We start from the raw sequence: 22,132 nt of genomic DNA, 5'->3' as shown, positions 1-22,132 counted from the left end.
CTCCTACAGGGGTCGCGGTCGCCAGTCACGCGCCGCGATACGCTATCATTCGGGCATTTTTCAGGGGGAACACACGGATGCTCAACGGCCTTTGGCTCGGCTTTTTCCTGGTGGCGGCCGTCTCCGCCCTGGCCCAATGGCTGGTCGGTGGCAATGCCGGCATCTTCGCGGCGATGGTCGAGAGCATCTTCGCCATGGCCAAGCTGTCAGTGGAGGTCATGATCCTGCTGTTCGGCACCCTGACCCTGTGGCTGGGCTTTCTCAAGATCGCCGAGAAGGCCGGTATCGTCGAATGGCTGGCCAAGGTGCTGGGGCCTCTGTTCGCCCGCCTGATGCCGGAAGTGCCGCCAGGCCACCCGGCACTGGGCCTGATCACCATGAACTTCGCCGCCAATGGCCTGGGCCTGGACAATGCCGCCACGCCAATCGGCCTGAAGGCCATGCGTGCACTGCAGGAGCTCAACCCCAGCAGCACCACGGCCAGCAACGCGCAGATCCTGTTCCTGGTGCTCAACGCCTCGTCGCTGACCCTGCTGCCGGTGACCATCTTCATGTACCGCGCCCAGCAGGGCGCCACTGACCCCACGCTGGTGTTCCTGCCAATCCTGCTGGCGACCAGTGCCTCGACCCTGGTCGGCCTGCTGTCGGTGGCGGTAATGCAGCGCCTGCGCCTGTGGGACCCAGTAGTGCTCGCCTACCTGATCCCCGGCGCGCTGCTGCTGGGTGGCTTCATGGCCTTCCTCGGTACCTTGTCGGCTGCCGCACTGGCCAGCTTGTCGTCGATCCTCGGCAACCTGACGTTGTTCGGGGTGATCATCCTGTTCCTGGTGATCGGCGCATTAAAGCGGGTGCAGGTGTACGAAACCTTCGTCGAAGGCGCCAAGGAAGGTTTCGATGTGGCCAAGAGTCTGCTGCCATACCTGGTGGCGATGCTGGTCGCGGTGGGCGTTTTGCGGGCGTCGGGCGCACTGGAGCTGGCTCTGGACGGCATTCGCCATGCGGTCAACTGGATGGGCCTGGATACTCGCTTCGTCGAGGGACTTCCCACTGCACTGGTCAAGCCGTTCTCCGGTAGTGCGGCGCGGGCCATGCTGATCGAGACCATGCAGACTCACGGAGTCGACAGCTTCCCGGCCCTGGTGGCCGCAACCATCCAGGGCAGCACCGAAACCACCTTCTACGTGGTGGCGGTGTACTTCGGCGCAGTCGGTATCCAGCGCGTGCGCCACGCTGTCGGCTGCGCCTTGCTGGCCGAGCTGTCCGGTGTGATCGCGGCCATCTGCGTTTGCTACTGGTTCTTCGCCTGAGCCTGGGTGCTCTGCGTCACGGTCCAGTTCACCACCTGCCCGGCCAGCTGATCGCTGGCCGCGCCAAAGCCGGCGACCACGGCTGAAACCTGGGTATCTGCCAGTGGCTGGCGCACCTCGAAGCGCTTGCTGCTGAGAATGCGCTGGCTGCGGCCTTGCACCAGGCGTGCGTCATAGCGGATCACCACTTCGACCTTGCCCCCCGGCTGATACTCGCTCTGGAACGCCTGCAGCTCGCCGCTCAGTTCGTAATCGGCCTGCAGGTTGCTGTCGTCAGCGCTCAGCCGTTGCACCCGGCCATCGCGTTGGAAGCCATCGAGCAGGCGGTTGCGCACCAGCAATGGCACCGGGTCGCTCCAGCGGGCGCTTTTGTAGCTGCTGATCACATCACCTTGAGGTATCACGGCGATGCGTGGCCCGGCCAGCGCTTCGCTGGCCAGTGGCTTGTTCAGGCGCAGGGACCAATCCACCGGGTTAGTGCTGTGGCTGGCCTGGTTGACCGGCAGGCGGTAAAGATCAACCGGCTCGCTCTGCGGCAGGATCGAGCAGGCGCTGGCCAGCCCAAGGGTAGTCGCCAGTGCCAGCAGGCGCAGCGATGGGGTCATGGCTGGAACTCCTTGTTGTTGTCGCGGCCAAGCAGGTAGCCGCTCGGGTCGGCCTCCAGGCGCCGGGAAATACCCTTGAGCGAATTGAGGGTTTCGCGCAGTTCGCGGATGGCCGGGGTCAGCTGGTTGAGCCCTTGGGCGCCGTCATCGATAGACTGGCGGTTGTCCTGCAGCAGGCTGTTGATGGTCGCGGCGCTTTCGGCCAGCGACTGCATGGCCTGCTCGGCGCTGCCGATGGCCTGCTTGCCCTGGGTGCCAAGCAGGCCGTTGGCGTTGCGCATCAGCGCCTGGGTCTCGGCCAAGGTGGCGTTGGCCTGCTTGCCGACCTGGGCCAGTTGCTCGATGGCGTCGCTGATACCGCCCTTCTTGTTGGCGAAGGCGCCGGTGGTCTGCTCCAGGTTGGCCAAGGTGTTGCTCAGGCGGTCGATGTTGCTTTCCGAGAACATCTGGTTGGCGTTGTGCAGCAGCAGGTTGATGTTGGTTACCAGGTCGCTGCTGTCGTTGAGCAGGCGCGAGATGGGCGAAGGTGAGGCGACGATCACCGGCAGCTTGCCGTCCTTGCCCCTGAGTTCCGGGCTTTGCGGCGTGCCACCGCTGAGCTGGATGAACGAGTTGCCGGTGACCCCGGCCAGGGTCAGCTTGGCCTGGGTGTCTTCCTTGACCGGGGTGTCGCCGCTCAGGCGCACGCGGGCCAGCACCCGGCGCGGGTCTTTCGGGTCCAGGCGCAGGCTGGTGACATCGCCGACCTTGATGCCGTTGTACTGCACGGGGCTGCCACGGGACAGGCCCGAAACGGCTTCGTTGAAGATGACTTCGTAGTCCTTGAAGGCGTCGTCGACGCTGGATTTGGTCAGCCACAGGCCGAACAGCATGGCGCCAGCCACCACCAGGACGGTGACCAGGCCAATCAGGACGTGATGAGCTCGGGTTTCCATTGTTCAGCGCTCCTGCCCGGCGCTGGCGGCGGCGTGTTCGGCTGCGCGCCCGCGTGGGCCGTGAAAGTATTCGTGGATCCAGGGGTCGTTGGTCTGCTCGACTTCGGCCAGGGGGCCTGCGACCAGGACTTTCTTCTGTGACAACACGGCGATGCGATCGGTGATGGTGTAGAGGGTGTCGAGATCGTGGGTGATCAGGAACACGCTCAGGCCCAGGGCATCGCGCAGGGTCAGGATCAACTGGTCGAAGGCTGCGGCACCGATTGGGTCCAGGCCTGCGGTGGGTTCGTCGAGGAACAGGATGTCAGGGTCCAGTGCCAGGGCGCGTGCCAGGGCTGCGCGCTTGATCATGCCGCCGGAGAGCGACGAGGGGTATTTGTCGGCGGCGGATATCGGCAGGCCGGCAAGGGCCAGCTTGACCCCGGCCAGGTGCTCGGCGTCGGCGCGTGACAGGCCAGCATGTTCGATCAATGGCAGGGCCACGTTCTCGGTGACGGTCAGTGACGAAAACAGCGCGCCTTTCTGAAACAGCACACCGAAGCGGCGTTCGACCAGCGAACGCTGTTCTTCGCGTAAACCGGCCAGGTCTTCGCCGAATACCTTGACCTGCCCCTCGTTGGGGCGCCGCAGGCCGATGATGCTGCGCAACAGCACCGACTTGCCGCTCCCCGATCCGCCGACTACCGCGAGGATTTCGCCGCGGTACAGGTCCAGGTCGAGGTCCTGGTGCACTACCTGGCTGCCAAAACGGTTACAGATACCCCGCGCTTCGATCACCGCTTCCCGGCCGTTCACCAGCCCATCTCCATGCAGAACAGTGCCGCCACCGCATCCAGCACGATGACCACGAAAATCGATTGCACCACGCTGGAGGTGGTGTGGGCGCCGACCGATTCGGCGCTGCCGCTGACCTTGAAGCCTTCGAGGCAACCAATGGCGGCGATCAGGAAGGCAAAGATCGGTGCCTTGGCCAGGCCGACCAGGAAGTGCTGCACGCCGATGTCGGTTTGCAGCAGCGACAGGAACATGGCTGGCGAGATGCCCAGTGCCAGCGCGCAGACCACCGCACCACCGATGATGCCGCAGAGCATCGCGACGAAGGTCAGCAACGGCAGTGAAATCAGCAGCGCCAACACCCGCGGCACCACCAGCAGTTCGATCGGGTTGAGGCCCAGGGTGCGGATGGCGTCGATCTCTTCATTGGCCTTCATCGAGCCGATCTGCGCAGTGAAAGCGCTGGCGGTGCGCCCGGCCATGAGGATGGCGGTCAGCAGCACAGCGAACTCGCGCAGGAACGAGAAGGCCACCAGGTCGACGGTGAAGACGGTTGCACCAAAGTCGGCCAGCACCGTGGCCCCGAGGAAGGCCACCACCGCGCCCACCAGAAAAGTCAGCAAGGCGACGATGGGGGCAGCATCCAGCCCGGTCTGCTCGATGTGCGCGATCACCGGGGTGACGCGCCAGCGGTGAGGCTGAAGCACGCGACGCAGCAGGGTTTCGATGATCAGGCCGAGGAAACCGAGCAGCTGCATGGTGTCCTGCCACAATGTGCCGACCGCACAACCGATACGCTCCAACAGCACCAACAGTACGTTGCGCTCGGGCTCCTTGATCGGGATGCAGTAGTCCTGCACCGAGCAGTAGACATTCTTGAGCAGGGCGCGGCTGGCTTCGGGCAGGTCGTTGGTGCAGTGCGAGAGGCGCTCGGACCCGAGCAGCTCGGCCAGCAGCGAGGCACCTGCGGTGTCCAGGCGGCCCAGCTGGCTGAGGTCGGCTATGGCATCGGTGCCATACTGCGTGCGCAGGCGCTCGCTGTCGCGCTTGAGGCTGGCGTAATGGGCCAGGGTCCAGTCACCGGCGATCCGCAGGCAGGCCGGCTGGCAGCTGGTGTCCAGGGTGGCGCTGGGTGTGGTCATAGGCTCCATGCATCCGACTGGGCTAGAGGCTGATCATAGCGCAGCGGGCCTGCAGCGGTTTGTTGAATATGTGCTGTCCTGCGCCCGTGTCACGGCGCAGGCGCGTCGTCCACCACCTTGAAGCGCAGCACGCCGATCACCTGGCCATCTTCGGTCAGCACCCGCACCTGCCACTTGCCTACCGGGTTGGGCGGGAAGTTCTGCTTGTGGGTCCAGGCGCGGTAGCCTTCCTTGCGCCCACCATGGATATCCAGGGCAATGCGGTCGACTTCCTGGCCGTCCTTTTGCCACACATGGTAGATGCGCTCGTCCAGACCTCGCGGCGCGTTGATCGCGGTGTAGGCGTACAGGCCACCACTGCGGATGCGGCTGGCAGCCACTTCTTCGAGCGATTCGCCGGGCTGGCGATTGAGCACTTCGGTGCTGACCGCCACGTCCGTCATCCACAGCGTTGCCGGTGGCACCCAGGAACGCAGCAACCAACCACTGCCGCCTACAGCCAGAGTAACCAGTACCAATGCCACGCCACGGCGCCAGGTATTGACCGGGAAGCTGCTCAGCAGGCTTGGGAACGACAGCGCCATGGCGGCAATCAACGCCAGCTTGAAGCTTTGTGCGGTGGTCAGGTGCAGGATGATCGGCAGTGCGGTGAGAAGCGCGGCAAACAGCGTCAGGGTGTGCAGTGCGAGAAACAGCCAGCGCCGTGGTGCCAGCCACTTGTAGTACAGCGGATCGATGATCGAGATGAGCCCGGCAGCGCCAAGCAGGCCGGTGAACACCAGCTGACCGCTGTTCCAGGTGGTGGTGATGAAGAAGAACGGCAGGACGAAGAACAGGCTTTCCTGGTGGATCATCTGCGTCGCGTAGCGCAGCAGTGGCTGCGGGATTTCGCGTTTGAAGGTGCGCGCGAACAAGCCGGTCAGGGTGTTTTCCAGCATCAGCCAGACCCAGCTGACCAGCATGAGTATGGCGATCCAGCTGGCCAGGCTGGCTTGGCGGTCGACCAGGATGAAACTGCCAATCCCGGAGAGAAAACCACCGAGTGCGATGACGCCGGGGTAGCGTTTGAGCAGCTCGATGACGCGCTGGACGAAGTGGGGTATTGGGGGCATGGGTCTGCAACAGAAATATGAGGTGGCTGCGCCGGCCTCTTCGCGGGCAAGCCCGCTCCCACAAGAACCGCACAGGAATCAATGCCAGTGCTCTACCTGTGGGAGCGGGCTTGCCCGCGAAAGGGCCGGTACTGGCAAAAGGATACCGCCGATTCACTGCTGGCGTGTAGCACCACTCGGCCGTTCTGGCTTGTGCCGGCGCCAACGCAACAGCCCAAGTGCCAATATCAGTCCCAGCAGCAAGGCCACCAGCCCGTAAAGCTCGTCATACCCCAGGAACGGCTTCTCGATCCGCAGGTAACCCTGGTCCTTGAGCAGCTCCTTCAGGGCTGCGTTGGCCTGTTCCAGCGTCACCTGGCGCAACTGGCGCGCCGGGTCGGCAAAGCGGCCATTGTTGTAATCGTTCAGCGCCCCCCAGTAGTAATCGGCCAGCGCACTGTTGCCCTGGGTGCTCCAGCTTTCCTTGGCCACGGCGGCGTCCTTGATGCGGGCGAAGGTATCTGGGTCGAGGCCTTCCTTGCGCAGATGGTCGAACAACTGCTGCATCAGCTTCACGGCCTGGTCGACATCGTCGCGCTCAAGGTCGGCATTGAGGCTGAGCATGCCGCTGTCGCCAAAGCTCTCGCGTTGCACCGACGGCCCGTAGGACAGGCCGTTGCGCAGGCGCAACTGGTCATAGATGGCCCAGTCGAGGTAGCGCGACAGCAGGTCCAGGGTCTGTTGATGGTCACTGTCCAGCACCGGCTCGATGAACAGCCAGTGCAGCTTGACGCTGTCGCCCAGCACGCCGCGGGTCAGGTCACGGCGATGTTCGGCTTGCTGGGTGATGCTTTCGAGGTTGCGCCGTTCTTCCGGCTCGGTGGCAGGCAGTTCGCCAAAGGTCCGCTCCAGGTATGCAGGCAGCAGGCGGTCCAGGCCACCGACCACGATCAGGGTCATGTTGTTGGCGGCGTACCAGCGCTCGCGCAGGGCCTGCACCTGCTCCAGGGTCATGTCGTCGACATTGGAGCGCTCGGCGCATTTCAGGCCCAGCTCGGTGGCCAGCTGGTCGCTGGCCGGGTGGCCGATGTCCTGGCGGTCGAGCCAGCGCTGTAGGTGGCCATAGTGGCCGCCATCCTCGCGCTCGATGATGTGCTTGGCCGTGGCCAGCGCCTTGGCGTCGATGCGGGTGTCGCGGATGATTGCCAGCAACAGGTCGAGCACCTTGCGCTGGTTGCGTGCCGGTGCTTCGATGACGAAGGTGGTGTCGGCGCTGCTGGTATAGGCGTTCCACTCGCCGCCCAGGCTCTGCAGGCGCTCCTCCAGGCCGCCCTCACCGGTCTCGTCGATGCCGGTGAACAGCAGGTGCTCGAGAAGGTGCGGCAACTCCTTCTGCTCGCAGCCGAAGTCATCAAGGCCAACCCCCACAACTAGGCGTATCGCCACATGGTCGCGCTCGTAACCGGATTTCAGGATCACCTGCAGGCCATTGGGCAACAGGTAACCCTCGACCCGCGAGCGATCGAGGGCAAATGAGGGCAGGCTGCAGATCAGTAGGCAAACGAACATCAGGCAACGCATGGGCGAGCGACGGTCTCCAGGTGTGCAAGGTCAGGACAGGTGGGCATCTTCCGGTACGCTGTCGAGCAACAACCCGCCAGTGTCCGAGCCACCCAGTACCACATAGGCACTGCTGCAGAACAAAGAGTTCAACCGCTTCATGTCGGCGATCAGCTCCAAGTGTAGCGAACTCGTCTCGATACTTTGCACCACCTTACGCTGCAAGCGGCTGACATGGGCATGTGCCAGGCGGCGTTCCTGGGCGCGGAAACGGCGCTTTTCGCGCAGTAGCAGGCGCGCGCTTTCCGGGTCGGCACTGAGGAATACCGACAGGCCCAGGCGCAGGTTGGCCTGCAGCTGTTCCTGCAGCCCAGTGAGCTCTTCAAGGCCGACCTGGGAAAACTCCCGGCGCTGGCTGGTTTTCTGTTGCTGCACCTTGCGCAGCATGCGCTCGATCAGGTCGCAGGCCAGCTTCAGGTTGATCGCCAGCTCGATGACTTCTGCCCAGCGCCGGTTGTCCTGATCGCTGAGGTCTTCCCGTGGCATTTGCGCCAGGTACAGTTTGATCGCGCTGTAGAGCGCTTCGGCATCTTCGCCCAAGGCCCTTACCTGCTGGGGCATGGCGGTGTGGGTGCCGCGTAGGGCGCCGAGCATGGCTTCCAGCAGGCTGTCGACGATGTCGCCCAGGCGCAGGGTTTCCCGGGCGGCATTGGCCAGGGCCAGGCTGGGAGTGGTCAGCGCCGAGGCATCCAGATGGCGTGGGCGTATCTGGCCATTGGCGGTCTCGCGTTCGGGCAACAGCGCGTTGCACAGGCGGCCCATCGGTTTGACCGTTGGCAGCATGATCAGGCAGCGCAAGGTGTTGTAGAGCAGGTGGAAACCGATCACCAGCTCCTGCGGGCTGAAGCTCAGGCTGTCCATCCACTCCACCAGTGGGTGCAGCACAGGGATGATCAGCACCAGGCCGATCAGCTTGTACAGCAGGCTACCCAGGGCCACGCGGCGACCTGCGGCGTTTTGCATGCTGGTGCTGATGAAAGCCAGCAGGCCGCTGCCAATGTTGGCGCCGACGACCAGGCCGATGGCCACCGGCAGGCTGATCACTTCAGCGCCGGCCAGGGTGGCGGTGAGCAGCACGGCAGCCAGGCTGGAATACGAGACCATGGCGAACAGTGCGCCGACCAGGGCGTCGAGCAGGATATCGCCGGTCAGCGAAGCGAACAGCACCTTCACCCCTTGTGCATGGGTGATCGGCGCCGCGGCCTGCACGATCAGCTGCAGGGCCAGAATGATCAGGCCCAGGCCGATACCCACGCGGCCCAGCTGGCCCGCACGGGTCTGTTTGCGCGAGAGGAAGAAGATCACCCCGAGGAACACCAGCAGTGGCGACAGCCACGACAGGTCGAAGGTCAGTACCCGGGCCATCAGCGCAGTACCGACATCGGCACCGAGCATGATCGCCAGCGCCGGGGTCATGGCCATCAGGCCCTGGCCGACAAAGGACGTGACCAGCATGGCGGTGGCGTTGCTGCTCTGCACCACGGCAGTGACAACGATGCCGGCAATGAACGCCAGCGGCCGGCGGTTCATGTTCTGGCTGAGCACGCGGCGCAGGTTGGAGCCGAACACCCTGAGGATGCCGGTACGGACGATATGCGTGCCCCACACCAGCAAGGCCACGGCGGAGAGCAGGTTGAGCAGGGTCAGCATGGTCGAGCCCCCCTTTGTTATCGGGCTCCAGTGGCGGAGCCAAAATGGATGAAGCTGTAAGCCTGGCCCGGGGGTGGGTGTTTTGATCCAGTGCTTACTCAAGCTTTAGTTGTTTTGCGGACCTCGCGCCAGCTTGGCACGCTCTGCAAGTATTTGAAATGTTTCTGTCATGAAAGCCTGTACATGAAAAAGGGCCCCGCAGGGCCCTTCTGTCAGCGCGTCCCGATCTTACTGACCCGGGATGTCCTTGCGCAGTTTCACTGGGTCGTGTTCCTTGCCTTGCTTGCGCGCCAGGGCAGTGCGCATGCGGATGTTGATTGCCTCAACGGCCAGCGAGAAGGCCATGGCGAAGTAGACATAGCCCTTCGGAACATGAACGTCGAAAGATTCGGCGATCAGCACGGTACCGACGACGATCAGGAACGAAAGTGCAAGCATCTTCAGCGAAGGGTGTTTGTCGATGAAATCGCTGATGGCCCCGGCGCAGGCCATCATCACCAGCACCGCGACGACGATTGCGGCAATCATCACCGGCACGTGCGAGACCATGCCGACGGCGGTGATCACCGAGTCCAGCGAGAACACGATATCGATGATTGCGATCTGGATGATGGTGTAGAGGAACTTGCCACCCGCACCCTTGGGCTCGTCGGCGCTCTCTTCCTCGCCTTCCAGGCCGTGGTAGATCTCTTGCGAGCTTTTCCACAGCAGGAACAGGCCGCCGCAGAACAGGATCAGGTCACGCCCGGAAATGCCCTGGCCGAATACCACGAACAGGTCGGCGGTGAGGCGCATGACCCAGGTGATCGACAGCAGCAGCATGATGCGGGTAACCATGGCCAGGGCCAGGCCGAAGATCCGGGTGCGCGGCTGCATGTGCTTGGGCATGCGGCTGACCAGGATCGAGATCATGATGATGTTGTCGATCCCGAGGACGATCTCAAGTGCCGTCAGGGTAAAAAAGGCAACCCAGATTTCCGGGCTGGTCAGCCATTCCATGTGTATTCCTTCAAACGATAAAGGCGATGCACCCTTTCACGGGCGCATCGCATTGGTTGATGCGTGTTAATTAAAGACTACTGAACAGCGGGAAAATGCCCATCAGCAGCGCGGCGAACATTATGCATAGGCATACCAGCACTGCCCACTTGAGCGTGAAGCGCTGGTGATCGCCGAACTCGATACCGGCCAGGGCCACCAGCAGGTAGGTCGAGGGCACCAACGGGCTGAGCAGGTGTACCGGCTGCCCGACGATCGAGGCACGTGCCATTTCCACCGGGCTGATGCCGTAATGGCTGGCCGCTTCCGACAGCACCGGCAGCACACCGTAGTAGAAAGCGTCGTTGGACATGAAGAAGGTGAACGGCATGCTCACGATCGCGGTGATCACTGCCAGGTACGGGCCCAATGCCTCTGGGATGACCGCCAGCAGGCTCTTGGACATGGCCTCGACCATGCCGGTACCGGACAGGATGCCGGTGAAGATGCCGGCGGCGAAGATCAAACCGGTCACGGCCAGCACGCTGCCGGCATGGGCGGCGATACGGTCCTTTTGCTGCTGCAGGCAAGGGTAGTTGACGATCATGGCAATACTGAAGGCGATCATGAACAGCACCGGCAGCGGCAGCACGCCGGCGATCAACGCGACCATCAGCGCTGCGGTCAGGGCACCGTTGAAGTAGATCAGCTTGGGGCGGCGCGCTTCAGGGAACTGCGACACGCTGATTTCGCTGTGGTCGATGTCATCGGTCGGCAGGTGCAGTTCACCCAGGCGGGCACGTTCTCGCTTGCCGTACATATAGGCGATGGCGAGGATCGCCAGTACACCGAAAAGCATGGCCGGGATCATCGGCACGAAGATGTCCGACGGGTCTACATGCAGGGCGCTGGCGGCGCGGGCGGTGGGGCCACCCCACGGGGTCATGTTCATCACCCCGCCGGCGAGGATGATCAGCCCGGCCATGATCCGTGGGCTCATGCCCAGGCGGCTGTACAGCGGCAGCATGGCGGCGCAGCAGATCATGTAGGTGGTGGCGCCGTCACCGTCGAGCGAGACGACAAGGGCCAGCACCGCAGTGCCGACCGAGACTTTCAGCGGGTCACCCTTTACCAGCTTGAGGATCTTGCGCACGGCCGGGTCGAACAGGCCGGAGTCGATCATCAGGGCAAAATAGAGGATGGCGAACATCAGCATCACACCGGTGGGCGCGAGCTTGCTGATGCCTTCGAGCATCATTGGGCCGATCTTGGCGGAAAAACCGCCGAACAGGGCGAACAGGATCGGTACCAGGATCAGCGCGATCAAGGCCGACAGGCGCTTGGTCATGATCAGGTACATGAAGGTGATGACCATGGCAAAGCCGAGGAAGGTCAGCATGGCAATACTCCAGGCGTGGCGCGGCGAAAGGATTGTCGATTCGGGCGGGTCAGCGCGTTTGGCGCTGCGCGGGGAGCATGCGGAGAGGGATTACAGAAAGGCGGGCGCAGGAATACATCAGAATCACCATTGTTGTTGTTGATGGGCCGGGCGCGGAAATTTCCAAGCACCCTGGCTGACCGGTCTTGTGCCGGTAGTGGGGGCTATCCTAGGGGGGCAAGCTTTCAGCCAGCTTTCGCCGAGAAAACGGCGACGGGAGGTAGGTGATGCAGGATGTAACCGAGGGTGGCTGCCATTGCGGCGCCTTGCGCTATCGGCTGCAGGGTGAGCTGACGGACGTCGCCCATTGCCATTGTTCTATTTGCCGGCGGGTGAGCGGCGGGCTGGTGGTGACGTGGGTCACCCTTCCCCGCTCGGGTTTCCGCTGGTTGGCGGGGCGGCCTCAGTGCTATGTGGCACCGGCCAGTTGCAAGCGGTATTTCTGTGGGGAATGCGGGGCGCATCTGGCACTGGTGACCGAGCATAGCCCGGGAAGCATCGATGTGACTGTGGCGACGCTGGATCACCCGGAGAAGGTGCCGGCCAGGCGGCACATCTGGATTGGCAGCCGGTTACCCTGGCTGCATCTGGATGAACAGTTGCCAGGTGAGGCTGAGGAGAAATTGTAGGAGCGGCCTTGCCGGGGCGCCGGACTGGTCGGAAGGGGCTGCAAAGCAGCCCCTGGATTTCAGCTTAACTGCAAATATTGCCGGGGCCGCTTTGCGGCCCTTTCCGACCGGTCCGGCGCCCCGGCATGGCCGCTCCCACAGATGATCAGCAGGCAGGCGCTAGGGTAGCTGCAGGCCGCCAGCTGCCTTGTGCAGTGCCCGCAGATGCTCGCCAATCTGCTTCACATTAGCCTCGACCGCAGCAATTTCCTTCGCCCGCGAGGGTTCCAGCAGTGCCCTCACCTCCTTGTCCAGATCAGTACTCAGGCGCAGCAGCTTGGCCTGCCGTTCGGTACTGACCTGTTCCAGGTGCGTACGCTCATCTGGCTGCGGCAACCCATAGCCCTTGGCATCCAGCAACTCGGCCGGGCGGCTGAGGAAGCCGCTGTTGGCGAGCATCTGCTTCAGGGTTGCGTCGGCCTTGTTGATGCTGCCGTCCTTCAGCGCAGCAGCGTTCAGGTAACGCTGTTTCACTTCGTCCTGAGCCAGCAGCAACTGCCGGCGCAGGCTGGCCTGCTCCAGCAGCAGCAAGGCTGCGCTGGTGCGCAGGTTAGCCTTGTCGAACCATGGGCGTCTTTGCTCTGCATCCAGGGCCAGCCAGTCCTCGACCTGGGTTTGCTGGATCGGCAGCTGCTTCCTAAGCACATCGAACATGGCCTGGTAGCGGTCGCGATAGGAGTCGAAGCGGTAACCCAGGCGCAGCGCTTCGCGTGGGTCATCGAGCACGCTGGTATCGGCTAGCCCCCTGCCCTTGAGCACCGCCAGCAAACCATTGGGCATGATGCTGTCGAGGTCATTGAGGCGTGGGTTGGCAGTGCCGCTGCGCAGCAGCTTCAACGACTCCACGGCGCAGTTGTTGGACAGGAACCAATAGTTGCCGTCGTAGCTCCAGTGCATCTCGGCGGCCTGGCGTACCAGGTTTTCGATCTCGTCGCGGTTCAGCTTGAGCGGCACCGAAGCCAGGCTGCGCAGCTCGGTCTTGGTGTATTCGTCGATCACCTGGCCCAGCGGCAGCACGAACAGTCGTGAAGGGTAGACACCGACCAGGCCGTCCCAACTGGACAGCTGCACATCGTTGACGAATGCACGGTAGGACAGCACCAGGCTCTGGTCGAGGTCCAGACGGCAGTCCGGCCCACGTGGGCGACCGGGTTTGCAGATCACCAGGCGCAGCATGCTGTGGCCCCAGCGGCTGACCAGGTTCTGATTGGCTTCAGCCAAAAGGAAGTCAACCTGGTAGACCCGCTCAGGGTCGATCTCGCCCAGCGGCTGGCGGGCGAAGTCACTGCCGGCATTGATGAACGGCAAGCCCTTGGCGCAGGTGTTCTGCTGTGGCGCCCAGCCGAAGTGGTCACGCAGGTACTGGTTCAGCGCTGGCCGACGGCAGCCATAACTCGGGTCGAGGAGGAAATACTCCATGTTGACCGCGATGTATTCCTTGGGGCTGCTCAGCTCGTAACTGTCGGGGCTGCGCATGAACTGGGCGTTGTGCTGCTCACGCTCACCCCGGCGACCGACGTATTGCGGCCAGCCGGCCAGGTCGAGCAGGCGCGGGTCGTCACTGAGGGTAAAGCGGCGTTCGGCTTGCCCGCGGCACTCTTCCGGCTGGCCGATCTTGCCCAACGTGCCTTGCTGGCGCGCGCAGCGGGCGATCAGCGACCGCTCGGCGCTGGGCCACAGGCGGGCGCGATCATAGATATGGGTGAGCTCATGCAGAACGGTGGCAAGCAACTCTTCGCGCACGGTGCCATGGGGGCGGTTGGTGCGCTCGGTGGCGGCACTCCCATCAGCCAGGCCTGGCAGCAGGCGGCGGTTGAGCGCCAGGGTGGAAACCAGAGAAGCCTGGCCATAGGCATCGGCTGGCATGTTGTCGCTCCAGCTGACCTGAACGCGCCGGTCCAGCTGTTGCTTGAATCGTGGGGGCAGCTTGCCCATGGCCTCGTCAAGCAGGGCCTGGCTGGCTTGGACCTGTTGCGGGTCGAGGCCAGCCGCCTGCAGTTCGAGCTGCAGATCGGCCAGGGCGGGTGTGCCCAGCAGCGTCAGGACGCAGCCGAGCAGCCAGGCACGCACGTGGTTCACAGCGCGAGAATGGCTTCGGCCAGTACTTGGTCGCTGGCGTCGCGCGCTTCAGGTACGCGCTCGCGCAGGGTGTTGAAAGCGGCTTCGAGCTGCGCGCCACGGATATCGCCATTGCTGGCGACGAAGCTGGCGGCATCGTCATGGGCTTCACGCACGACTTTGGAATCGCGGATCGAAGTGGTGGTGTCAGAGGTGAAATCGATCGAGCGGCCAAAGGCACGCACGATGATGTTGCTGGTGGCCACCAGGGTCTGTGCATGGGCCAGGTCGGCCAGCAGCAACATGCCGAGGGTAGCGGCAATCAGCGGTTTACGCATGGAGCATCTCCGAAAAATACAGGGAGTCAGGGGTAGTTATTGGACGAGAATTGCTTCTGCCAGTTCAAGGTCGCCGACGGAGTGCCGAGCGCAGTTGTGGCGCAGGGAGTCGAGTGCGGCTTCCAGGCGTGCACCGCGGATCAGGCCATCGCTGGCAATGAATGCCGCAGCATCGTCACGGGCCTGCCTTACCAGTTTACGGTCGAAGGGAGCTACGGTGACCTGGCTGGTGACGTAGCCGGTGATGACCAGGCCTTGGGTTGTGGTGTCCATGGCGTGGGCGCTGGCCATGCCAGTGGCGGTGAACAGCAACGGCAACAGATAACGCATAAGCATTCTTGAGGGCTGGGGAAATTAACGGCGAAGGCTACTCCAGGTGCGAGGGCCCTGGCCAACGCACCTGTTTGCATAGCCTTGATCAGATCGCGAGGATGGCCTGGGCCAGCTGCGCATCACTGGCTTGCAGCTGCGGCATGGTCGAGCGGATGTGCAGGAAGGCACTTTCCAGCCGCGCACCACGAATGGCACCTTCGGTGCCGACGAAGCTGGCGGCGTCATCACGTGCGGCCTGCACGATCTTGTCATCGCGGAACGATGAAGTCAGGTCGGAGGTGGCGTCGGTGGAGGCGGCGAAAGCGCGGACCACGGCATCTGTGGTGACAACGAAACTGCTGGCATTGGCGGTGCTGGCCAGGCCGAGCAGCAGGGCGGCGCTAATCAGGTATTTACGGGACATGTTCTTGGACTCCTGGATAGGGTTCTGCTTTATCGGACGCTTGCACAGCGAGTCGAGGTACGTTTTTGACAACTGCTTCTACCAGACTGCTGAGCGAAGCGTATCACGCGGTGCTGTTTCTGGATGTTAATGAGCGCCACAGTGGACAACTGTTACGGTCATTATCTAATTCTTGCAAAACTGTACCTGTTTTGCTTGAAACCGCTCTGGCCCGCACTTCATGGGCAATAAAAAACCCGTTGCAGTCGCCTGCAACGGGTTCGGAAATTCGCGGTGCCGGCCTCAGCCGGCGAACCGGAGCTTAGCGCCAGAACGGCTTGCTCAGCTCTTCATAACGCTGCGACTCGCTGATACCGGCGTCGGCCAGCAGGCGGGAGTCAAGGCGAGCCAGTTGACGGCGGCTGGCCATGCGACGCTGCCACAGCAGCAGGGTGGAGATAGCGCGCAGTGGCATCGAGGCCTTGGACTGCTGGGCGTTGCTTTCAAAAACCAGACCGGAACTGAGGGTACGTTCCATGATGCTTCATCCTTCCGCTTATGGCGGGATTAGGTAGTGATTTAACTGATGCCAATGATCCTCCTCTGCTGTCCATAACAGTAGATACAGTTCATTAGTATTGCGATGGGCCAGTTAACTGTTTAACCCTACTGTTGCACTCGAAATAGGCGCAACTGTACCGGTCCGCACTGGCGTGGTGCGTTTTTGCTTCAATCAGAGGTTTTGAAAGACGCGAAGGCCTGAAATCACCAGTACAGTAGTACAGTTTTTATCAGGTAATAGGTGGAAGTGTTCAGGTAGGTGGGATTGACTGTACTGGCCTTGTCGCCGGCGTGGCGACGACAAGGCCCGAACAGTTGGTGCAGCTGGATCAGCTGGCGAGCATGCGCCCCGTTTCTTCCAGGTTCTCGTGCCAGCTCAGTGCCTCACGCAGGATGTGCGGGGTGTGGCCGCCACGCTGGCAGGCGCGATCGAAGTAATCGTTCAGCGCAGCGCGGTAGTCCGGATGCACACAGTTGTCGATGATTGCCCGGGCACGCTCACGCGGTGCCAGGCCACGCAGGTCGGCCAGGCCTTGCTCGGTGACCAGAATGTCGACGTCGTGTTCGGTATGGTCAACGTGGCTGACCATCGGCACCACGCTGGAAATGGCACCGCCCTTGGCGATCGACTTGGTGACGAACACCGCCAGGTGGGCGTTGCGGGCGAAGTCACCCGAACCGCCGATGCCGTTCATCATCTTGGTGCCACAGACGTGGGTCGAGTTGACGTTACCGTAGATGTCGAACTCCAGCGCCGTGTTGATGCCGATGATGCCCAGGCGGCGGACCACTTCGGGGTGGTTGGAGATCTCCTGCGGGCGCAGGACCAGCTTGTCCTTGTAGCGCTCCAGGTTGCCGAACACATCGGCATTGCGACGGGTCGACAGGGTGATCGAACTGCCCGAGGCGAAGCTCAGCTTGCCTGCGTCGATCAGGTCGAAGGTCGAGTCCTGCAGTACTTCGGAGTACATGGTCAGGTCTTCGAACGGCGACTCGATCAGGCCACACATCACCGCGTTGGCGATGCTGCCGATACCAGCCTGCAGCGGGCCGAGCTTGTTGGTCATGCGGCCTGCTTCCACTTCATTCTTCAGGAAGTTGATCAGGTGGTCGGCGATGCCCTGGGTTTCGTCATCCGGTGGCAGGACGGTGGATGGCGAATCCGGTTGGTCACTGATGACGATGCCGACGATCTTGGCCGGGTCGATCGGGATCGCGGTGCTACCAATGCGGTCGTCGACCTTGACCAGCGGGATTGGCGTGCGGGTCGGGCGATAGGTCGGGATATAGATGTCGTGCAAGCCTTCGAGGTTGGCGTTGTGCGACAGGTTGATCTCGACGATCACTTGCTTGGCGAAGATCGCGAAGCTGGCCGAGTTGCCCACCGAGGTGGTCGGCACGATGTGGCCCTGTTCGGTGATGGCCACGGCTTCGATGACCGCGATATCCGGCAGCTTGAGCTGCTGGTTGCGCAGCTGCTCGACGGTTTCCGACAAGTGTTGATCGATGAACATCACCTGGCCGTCGTTGATGGCCTTGCGCAGGGTGCTGTCAACCTGGAACGGCATGCGGCGGGCCAGCACACCGGCTTCGGTCAGCTGCTTGTCGAGGTCGTTGCCCAGGCTGGCGCCGGTCATCAGGCTGATTTTCAGTGGCGACTGCTTGGCGCGTTCGGCCAGGGCATGCGGCACAGCCTTGGCTTCGCCGGCGCGGGTGAAACCGCTCATGCCGACGGTCATGCCGTCCTCGATCAGGCCAGCGGCATCAGCCGCACTCATTACCTTGCTGTGCAGGGAGGACAAGCGGATACGATCACGGTACATGGATTGTTATCTCGGGCTACTGAAACTACTGAAGCGCAGTCTAGAGATTTCGCCCATTGCCGTCCCACGACCATGGTCGTATGAGAAGCCTTGAATTAGAGCCGTTGATCCGGATCAACAAAAGAAAAGCCCCGGCAGATTCTGACCGGGGCTTCCTTTATATCAGCTGGTTTGCAGCGGCCGCTGTCACTCCACCGCTTTCACCATGTCTTCGATGACCTTCTTCGCGTCACCGAATACCATCATGGTCTTGTCCAGGTAGAACAGTTCGTTGTCCAGGCCGGCATAGCCGCTGGCCATGGAGCGCTTGTTGACGATGATGGTCTTGGCCTTGAACGCTTCGAGGATCGGCATGCCGGCGATCGGCGACTTCGGATCGTTTTTCGCCGCTGGGTTGACCACGTCGTTGGCGCCCAGCACCAGCACCACGTCGGCCTGGCCGAACTCGGCGTTGATGTCTTCCATCTCGAACACCTGGTCGTACGGCACTTCGGCTTCGGCCAGCAGTACGTTCATGTGACCAGGCATGCGCCCTGCCACTGGGTGGATCGCGTATTTCACGGTCACACCGTTGTGGGTCAGTTTCTCGGTCAGTTCCTTCAGTGCGTGCTGGGCACGGGCCACCGCCAGGCCGTAGCCCGGGACGATGATCACGCTGTCAGCGTTGCTCAGCAGGAAGGTGGCGTCGTCGGCCGAGCCGGACTTCACCGGGCGCTGTTCTTTCGAGCCTTGCGCCGCGCCGGCATCGACATCGCCGCCAAAGCCGCCAAGGATGACGTTGAAGAACGAACGGTTCATCGCCTTGCACATGATGTACGAGAGGATCGCACCAGACGAACCGACCAGGGAGCCGGCGATGATCAGCATCGAATTGTTCAGGGAGAAGCCGATACCGGCCGCCGCCCAACCCGAGTAGCTGTTGAGCATCGACACCACCACCGGCATGTCGGCACCACCGATCGGAATAATGATCAGCACGCCCATGATGAAGGCCAGGACCAGCATCAGGGTGAAGGCACTGTAATGGCCGGTGAAGGTGAATAGCAGGCCCAGGGCGATGGTGGTCAGGCCCAGGATCAGGTTCAGCTTGTGCTGACCTGCGAACTGTACCGGTGCGCCTTGGAACAGGCGGAACTTGTACTTGCCCGACAGCTTGCCGAAGGCGATCACCGAACCGGAGAAGGTGATGGCACCAATGGCTGCGCCAAGGAACAGTTCCAGGCGGTTGCCGGTGGGGATCGGGTCGCTGATGGCGGCGACGATGCCCATCGACTGCGGCTCCAGCACAGCAGCGATGGCGATGAAGACCGCAGCCAGGCCGATCATGCTGTGCATGAAGGCGACCAGTTCCGGCATCTTGGTCATCTCGACACGCTTGGCCATGATCGAACCGGCGGTGCCGCCGATCAGCAGGCCGACAATGACATAGCCGATACCGGCGGTGGCACCGCCGTTACCAACGGAGAGCGCGCCGAGCTTATAAATGAGGCCAACCGTGGTGAGGATCGCGAGCCCCATGCCGATCATGCCGAACAGGTTGCCACGCCGCGAGGTGGTCGGGTGCGACAGACCCTTGAGCGCCTGGATGAAGCACACCGAGGCGACGAGGTAGAGGAGCGTTACCAGATTCATGCTCATGCTTACTTCTGCGCCTCGTTCTTGGTTTTCTTCTTGAACATCTCAAGCATGCGGCGGGTGACCAGGAAGCCACCGAACACGTTGACCGCAGCCAGGGCCACCGCCAGGGTGCCCATCAGCTTGCCGGCCGGGGTCACGGTCAAGGCCGCCGCCAGCATGGCTCCGACGATGACGATCGCCGAAATGGCGTTGGTAACCGCCATCAGCGGGGTGTGCAGCGCCGGGGTGACGTTCCACACCACGTGGTAGCCCACATAGATGGCCAGCACGAAGATGATCAGGTTGTAGATGCCGTGGGAAATCAGCATGTCTTCCATTGTCGTGCTCCTTAGCCGTTCTTGCGGACGACCTGGCCGTCGCGGCACATCAGGCAGGCCGCGACGATGTCGTCTTCGAGGTTGATGACCAGCGCGCCGTCTTTGTCGAACAGCAGCTTCATGAAGTCCAGCAGGTTGCGTGCATAAAGCGCCGAGGCATCAGCGCCCACCTGAGCTGGCAGGTTGGTCGGGCCGACGATGATCACGCCGTTCTCCTGCACCACCTGGTCGGCAACGGTCAGCGGGCAGTTGCCGCCCTGGGCTGCCGCCAGGTCGATGACCACCGAACCGGGCTTCATCTGCGCCACGGTCTCGGCGCTGAGCAGGGTCGGTGCCTTGCGGCCTGGGATCAACGCGGTGGTGATGACGATATCCGCCAGCTTGGCGCGCTCGTGTACCGCCTGAGCCTGGCGTTGCATCCAGCTTGCCGGCATTGGCCGCGCATAGCCGCCGACGCCTTCGGCGCATTCGCGCTCCTCATCGGTCTCGTAGGGCACGTCGATGAACTTGGCGCCGAGCGATTCGATCTGCTCCTTCACCGCGGGGCGCACGTCGGACGCCTCGATCACCGCACCCAGGCGCTTGGCCGTGGCAATAGCCTGCAGGCCGGCAACGCCCGCCCCGAGAATCAGCACGCGCGCGGCCTTAACGGTACCGGCAGCGGTCATCAGCATGGGCATGAAGCGTGGGTAGTGGTGGGCGGCCAGCAACACAGCCTTGTAACCGGCGATGTTGGCCTGCGACGACAGCACGTCCAGGCTTTGTGCCCGTGAGGTGCGGGGCGCGGCTTCCAGGGCGAAAGCGGTAATTCCGCGTTCGGCCATCTTGCCGATCAGTTCGCTGTTGAAAGGGTTGAGCATGCCCACCAGGAGGCTGCCACTGTTGATCAGGGCCAGCTCCTGGTCGTTGGGAGCGACCACCTTGAGTACCAATTGGGCGCCGTAGGCATCGGCTGCGTTCCCCAGGGAAGCGCCCACGGCCTCATAGGCACTGTCCGGAATGCTGGCGTTGAGCCCTGCCCCCCGTTGGACGGTGACCTGATGGCCCTGGCCAATCAGTTTCTTGATGGTTTCCGGGGTCGCAGCGACCCTCGTCTCACCGGTCTGCGTCTCGAGAGGAACACCAATGTGCACGACTATTTCTCCTGCGGTGACCTTTTGTCTTTGTAAAAGCCAGCACACTGCGGATGGTGCGCTGGGTCGGCTGTTGAGCGCCGAACCCGCCGAATCCAGGGCGGGCGAAGCATTTTGCAGACGAACCCAGGGGCCTTCAACCGGTTCTGGAGCGAAACTAAGTTAAAACTACAAGTCACCCTGTGACCGTATGTCGCAAGCGATAGGCTGTAGCCCGTCAACCATGGGCCATTGGCAGATTAGGGGAAAATTTGAAATTTTTTGGGATGATTTCGCGGATTGGCTCGCGAGTGTCGTAAAACCCTCTGAAAGCCGCGTGTTTAGCGGCCTCAAAGAGGTTTTTCGATTCACCTGAACAGTTGTCTTTAATGCGACAAAAACGTATATCTGTAGGTGTTTAAAATAATTGACTACAAAGGTAGGTCAGCGCTTTCGCCTTTGTGCGAGGCGGTATAGAGCCGTGCCTGGCTCACTAGCCAGTCACGGAAGGCACGGAGCGACGCGGACTCGACCTTGCGCTCGGGAATCATCAGATAGTAGGCCTTGTTGCTGGACAGCGCGTACCTGTTAGCGACCACCAGCCTGCCCTCCTCCAGTTCGCGCTGGATCAGGAACGGCGGGATCAGCGCGATGCCCATCTCGTGCATGGCCGCCTGGGCCAGCATGGAGAATAGTTCATAGCGCGGGCCTGTCATGTCGCCTGCGATATTCAGGCCCAGGCCATTGAACCACTGGCGCCAGGCGTAGGGCCGGGTGGTCTGCTGCAGCAGTGGCAGGCTGGCGATACGCTGGGCGTCGAGCATGCCCTGCCCGTCCAGCAAGGCCGGGCTGCATACTGGCATGGGGTTCTCGCCCATCAGGCGATGGGACTGGGTGCCGGACCAGTCGGCATCGCCAAAATAGATGGCGGCATCGAACGGGGTGTCGGCGAACAGGAACGGGCGGGTGCGGTTGGTCAGGTTGACGGTGACTTCGGGGTGGCGTTGCTGGAAGTCCTTGAGTCGTGGCAAGAGCCATTGGGTTCCGAAGGTGGGCACCACGGCCAGTTCGATCACGTTGGCGCCCTGCTGGCGCATCACCGACAGCGTGTCGCGCTCCACTGCATCCAGTTGCGCGGCAACCTGCCGGCTGTAGGAGAGCCCGGCTTCGGTCAGTTTCACGCCACGGCGTGAGCGCCTGAACAATTCGACGTTGAGGAACGCTTCCAGTCCGCCGATCTGACGACAGACGGCACCCTGGGTCAGGGCCAGTTCCTGGGCAGCTTTGGTAAAGCTTTCGTGGCGTGCGGCCGCTTCGAAGCAGACCAGGGCGGTAGTGCTGGGGATCTTGCGGCGCATGTAC

The 22,132-nt window shown here is 62.5% G+C and carries 21 protein-coding genes; 2 read left to right on the top strand and 19 right to left on the bottom strand.

Translation table 11 applies throughout. The features are described 5' to 3' along the window. Positions 1–77: 77 nt before the first annotated feature. Positions 78–1,307: a nucleoside recognition domain-containing protein gene (locus BUQ73_RS25720; RefSeq protein WP_079230198.1), complete on the top strand. Its 1,230-nt coding sequence runs from the start codon at positions 78–80 to the stop codon at positions 1,305–1,307. Here BUQ73_RS25720 and BUQ73_RS25715 read toward each other — a convergent pair. The 9 genes from BUQ73_RS25715 to BUQ73_RS25675 all read right to left on the bottom strand — a co-directional run bounded on the left by BUQ73_RS25715 (position 1,289) and on the right by BUQ73_RS25675 (position 11,501). Next, positions 1,289–1,912, bottom strand: a complete 624-nt coding sequence (locus tag BUQ73_RS25715; RefSeq protein WP_079230197.1) for an ABC-type transport auxiliary lipoprotein family protein — start codon at positions 1,910–1,912, stop codon at positions 1,289–1,291. The genes BUQ73_RS25720 and BUQ73_RS25715 overlap by 19 nt on opposite strands. Continuing rightward, positions 1,909–2,847 (bottom strand): MlaD family protein, encoded by a 939-nt coding sequence (locus BUQ73_RS25710; protein WP_027917204.1) that lies wholly within the window; start codon positions 2,845–2,847, stop codon positions 1,909–1,911. Before BUQ73_RS25710 ends, BUQ73_RS25715 begins: the two co-directional genes overlap by 4 nt. A 3-nt stretch (positions 2,848–2,850) precedes the next feature. After that, positions 2,851–3,642 carry an ABC transporter ATP-binding protein gene (locus BUQ73_RS25705; RefSeq protein WP_079230196.1) on the bottom strand — a complete coding sequence of 264 codons (792 nt, stop codon included), beginning with the start codon at positions 3,640–3,642 and terminating at the stop codon, positions 2,851–2,853. Further along, positions 3,639–4,772 (bottom strand): ABC transporter permease, encoded by a 1,134-nt coding sequence (locus tag BUQ73_RS25700; protein ID WP_079230195.1) that lies wholly within the window; start codon positions 4,770–4,772, stop codon positions 3,639–3,641. The genes BUQ73_RS25705 and BUQ73_RS25700 overlap by 4 nt, the downstream gene beginning before the upstream one ends. A gap of 80 nt (positions 4,773–4,852) precedes the next feature. Next, positions 4,853–5,875: a DUF5924 family protein gene (locus tag BUQ73_RS25695; RefSeq protein WP_079230194.1), complete on the bottom strand. Its 1,023-nt coding sequence runs from the start codon at positions 5,873–5,875 to the stop codon at positions 4,853–4,855. Between the two features lie 153 nt (positions 5,876–6,028). Then, a complete protein-coding gene (locus tag BUQ73_RS25690) occupies positions 6,029–7,435 on the bottom strand; it encodes a M16 family metallopeptidase (RefSeq protein WP_079230193.1) in 1,407 nt (468 codons plus the stop codon). Positions 7,436–7,465: 30 nt separating this feature from the next. After that, on the bottom strand, positions 7,466–9,124 hold the full coding sequence (locus tag BUQ73_RS25685; protein WP_079230192.1) for a Na/Pi cotransporter family protein: 1,659 nt from the start codon (positions 9,122–9,124) through the stop codon (positions 7,466–7,468). Between the two features lie 228 nt (positions 9,125–9,352). After that, a complete protein-coding gene (locus BUQ73_RS25680; RefSeq protein ID WP_079230191.1) occupies positions 9,353–10,123 on the bottom strand; it encodes a TerC family protein in 771 nt (256 codons plus the stop codon). A 70-nt stretch (positions 10,124–10,193) separates the two neighbouring features. Then, complete coding sequence (locus BUQ73_RS25675) at positions 10,194–11,501, bottom strand: CitMHS family transporter (RefSeq protein WP_079230190.1); 1,308 nt, start codon at positions 11,499–11,501, stop codon at positions 10,194–10,196. A gap of 266 nt (positions 11,502–11,767) precedes the next feature. Here BUQ73_RS25675 and BUQ73_RS25670 point away from each other — a divergent pair, with 266 nt between their 5' ends. Continuing rightward, positions 11,768–12,169 (top strand): GFA family protein, encoded by a 402-nt coding sequence (locus tag BUQ73_RS25670; protein WP_079230189.1) that lies wholly within the window; start codon positions 11,768–11,770, stop codon positions 12,167–12,169. 159 nt (positions 12,170–12,328) lie between these two features. Here the strand turns inward: BUQ73_RS25670 and BUQ73_RS25665 are convergent, their stop codons facing one another. The 10 genes from BUQ73_RS25665 to BUQ73_RS25620 all read right to left on the bottom strand — a co-directional run bounded on the left by BUQ73_RS25665 (position 12,329) and on the right by BUQ73_RS25620 (position 22,128). Then, entirely contained in the window at positions 12,329–14,287 is a 1,959-nt protein-coding gene (locus BUQ73_RS25665; protein ID WP_152031610.1) for a DUF4105 domain-containing protein, read from the bottom strand. Beyond that, positions 14,284–14,604 (bottom strand): DUF2388 domain-containing protein, encoded by a 321-nt coding sequence (locus BUQ73_RS25660; protein ID WP_079230188.1) that lies wholly within the window; start codon positions 14,602–14,604, stop codon positions 14,284–14,286. Before BUQ73_RS25660 ends, BUQ73_RS25665 begins: the two co-directional genes overlap by 4 nt. A 36-nt stretch (positions 14,605–14,640) precedes the next feature. Further along, positions 14,641–14,934 (bottom strand): DUF2388 domain-containing protein, encoded by a 294-nt coding sequence (locus BUQ73_RS25655; RefSeq protein ID WP_079230187.1) that lies wholly within the window; start codon positions 14,932–14,934, stop codon positions 14,641–14,643. 88 nt (positions 14,935–15,022) lie between these two features. Then, positions 15,023–15,340, bottom strand: coding sequence for a DUF2388 domain-containing protein (locus tag BUQ73_RS25650; RefSeq protein WP_079230186.1), 318 nt, complete (start codon positions 15,338–15,340; stop codon positions 15,023–15,025). Between the two features lie 301 nt (positions 15,341–15,641). Further along, positions 15,642–15,794 (bottom strand): DUF1127 domain-containing protein, encoded by a 153-nt coding sequence (locus tag BUQ73_RS25645; RefSeq protein ID WP_416171839.1) that lies wholly within the window; start codon positions 15,792–15,794, stop codon positions 15,642–15,644. Positions 15,795–16,209: 415 nt separating this feature from the next. Next, positions 16,210–17,703, bottom strand: a complete 1,494-nt coding sequence (locus tag BUQ73_RS25640) for an acetyl-CoA hydrolase/transferase family protein (protein WP_060483876.1) — start codon at positions 17,701–17,703, stop codon at positions 16,210–16,212. Positions 17,704–17,889: 186 nt separating this feature from the next. Next, the gene (locus BUQ73_RS25635; RefSeq protein ID WP_079230184.1) at positions 17,890–19,341 is read right to left on the bottom strand and encodes an NAD(P)(+) transhydrogenase (Re/Si-specific) subunit beta; all 1,452 of its coding nucleotides are present in this window, start codon (positions 19,339–19,341) and stop codon (positions 17,890–17,892) included. Positions 19,342–19,343: 2 nt separating this feature from the next. Continuing rightward, positions 19,344–19,658: an NAD(P) transhydrogenase subunit alpha gene (locus tag BUQ73_RS25630; protein WP_003256966.1), complete on the bottom strand. Its 315-nt coding sequence runs from the start codon at positions 19,656–19,658 to the stop codon at positions 19,344–19,346. An 11-nt stretch (positions 19,659–19,669) separates the two neighbouring features. Further along, positions 19,670–20,791 (bottom strand): Re/Si-specific NAD(P)(+) transhydrogenase subunit alpha, encoded by a 1,122-nt coding sequence (locus tag BUQ73_RS25625; protein ID WP_079230183.1) that lies wholly within the window; start codon positions 20,789–20,791, stop codon positions 19,670–19,672. Between the two features lie 410 nt (positions 20,792–21,201). Continuing rightward, positions 21,202–22,128: a LysR family transcriptional regulator gene (locus BUQ73_RS25620; protein WP_079230182.1), complete on the bottom strand. Its 927-nt coding sequence runs from the start codon at positions 22,126–22,128 to the stop codon at positions 21,202–21,204. Positions 22,129–22,132: the final 4 nt, after the last annotated feature.

Origin of the sequence: Pseudomonas putida (genome assembly GCF_002025705.1) — a bacterium.
Classification (GTDB): domain Bacteria; phylum Pseudomonadota; class Gammaproteobacteria; order Pseudomonadales; family Pseudomonadaceae; genus Aquipseudomonas; species Aquipseudomonas putida_J.
Note: the sequence above shows the minus strand (reverse complement) of the source record. Positions and strands in the feature narration are given on the sequence as shown.

Bases quoted from the DNA above. Each gene is read 5' to 3' on its own strand.
- BUQ73_RS25710 (WP_027917204.1), bottom strand. From the start codon at position 2,847: ATGGAAACCCGAGCTCATCACGTCCTGATTGGCCTGGTCACCGTCCTG.
- BUQ73_RS25690 (WP_079230193.1), bottom strand. From the start codon at position 7,435: ATGCGTTGCCTGATGTTCGTTTGCCTACTGATCTGCAGCCTGCCCTCA.
- BUQ73_RS25660 (WP_079230188.1), bottom strand. From the start codon at position 14,604: ATGCGTAAACCGCTGATTGCCGCTACCCTCGGCATGTTGCTGCTGGCC.
- BUQ73_RS25675 (WP_079230190.1), bottom strand. From the start codon at position 11,501: ATGCTGACCTTCCTCGGCTTTGCCATGGTCATCACCTTCATGTACCTG.
- BUQ73_RS25695 (WP_079230194.1), bottom strand. From the start codon at position 5,875: ATGCCCCCAATACCCCACTTCGTCCAGCGCGTCATCGAGCTGCTCAAA.
- BUQ73_RS25720 (WP_079230198.1), top strand. From the start codon at position 78: ATGCTCAACGGCCTTTGGCTCGGCTTTTTCCTGGTGGCGGCCGTCTCC.
- BUQ73_RS25645 (WP_416171839.1), bottom strand. From the start codon at position 15,794: ATGCCACTGCGCGCTATCTCCACCCTGCTGCTGTGGCAGCGTCGCATG.
- BUQ73_RS25655 (WP_079230187.1), bottom strand. From the start codon at position 14,934: ATGCGTTATCTGTTGCCGTTGCTGTTCACCGCCACTGGCATGGCCAGC.
- BUQ73_RS25685 (WP_079230192.1), bottom strand. From the start codon at position 9,124: ATGCTGACCCTGCTCAACCTGCTCTCCGCCGTGGCCTTGCTGGTGTGG.
- BUQ73_RS25630 (WP_003256966.1), bottom strand. From the start codon at position 19,658: ATGGAAGACATGCTGATTTCCCACGGCATCTACAACCTGATCATCTTC.
- BUQ73_RS25620 (WP_079230182.1), bottom strand. From the start codon at position 22,128: ATGCGCCGCAAGATCCCCAGCACTACCGCCCTGGTCTGCTTCGAAGCG.
- BUQ73_RS25670 (WP_079230189.1), top strand. From the start codon at position 11,768: ATGCAGGATGTAACCGAGGGTGGCTGCCATTGCGGCGCCTTGCGCTAT.
- BUQ73_RS25700 (WP_079230195.1), bottom strand. From the start codon at position 4,772: ATGGAGCCTATGACCACACCCAGCGCCACCCTGGACACCAGCTGCCAG.
- BUQ73_RS25680 (WP_079230191.1), bottom strand. From the start codon at position 10,123: ATGGAATGGCTGACCAGCCCGGAAATCTGGGTTGCCTTTTTTACCCTG.
- BUQ73_RS25640 (WP_060483876.1), bottom strand. From the start codon at position 17,703: ATGTACCGTGATCGTATCCGCTTGTCCTCCCTGCACAGCAAGGTAATG.
- BUQ73_RS25715 (WP_079230197.1), bottom strand. From the start codon at position 1,912: ATGACCCCATCGCTGCGCCTGCTGGCACTGGCGACTACCCTTGGGCTG.
- BUQ73_RS25650 (WP_079230186.1), bottom strand. From the start codon at position 15,340: ATGTCCCGTAAATACCTGATTAGCGCCGCCCTGCTGCTCGGCCTGGCC.
- BUQ73_RS25635 (WP_079230184.1), bottom strand. From the start codon at position 19,341: ATGAGCATGAATCTGGTAACGCTCCTCTACCTCGTCGCCTCGGTGTGC.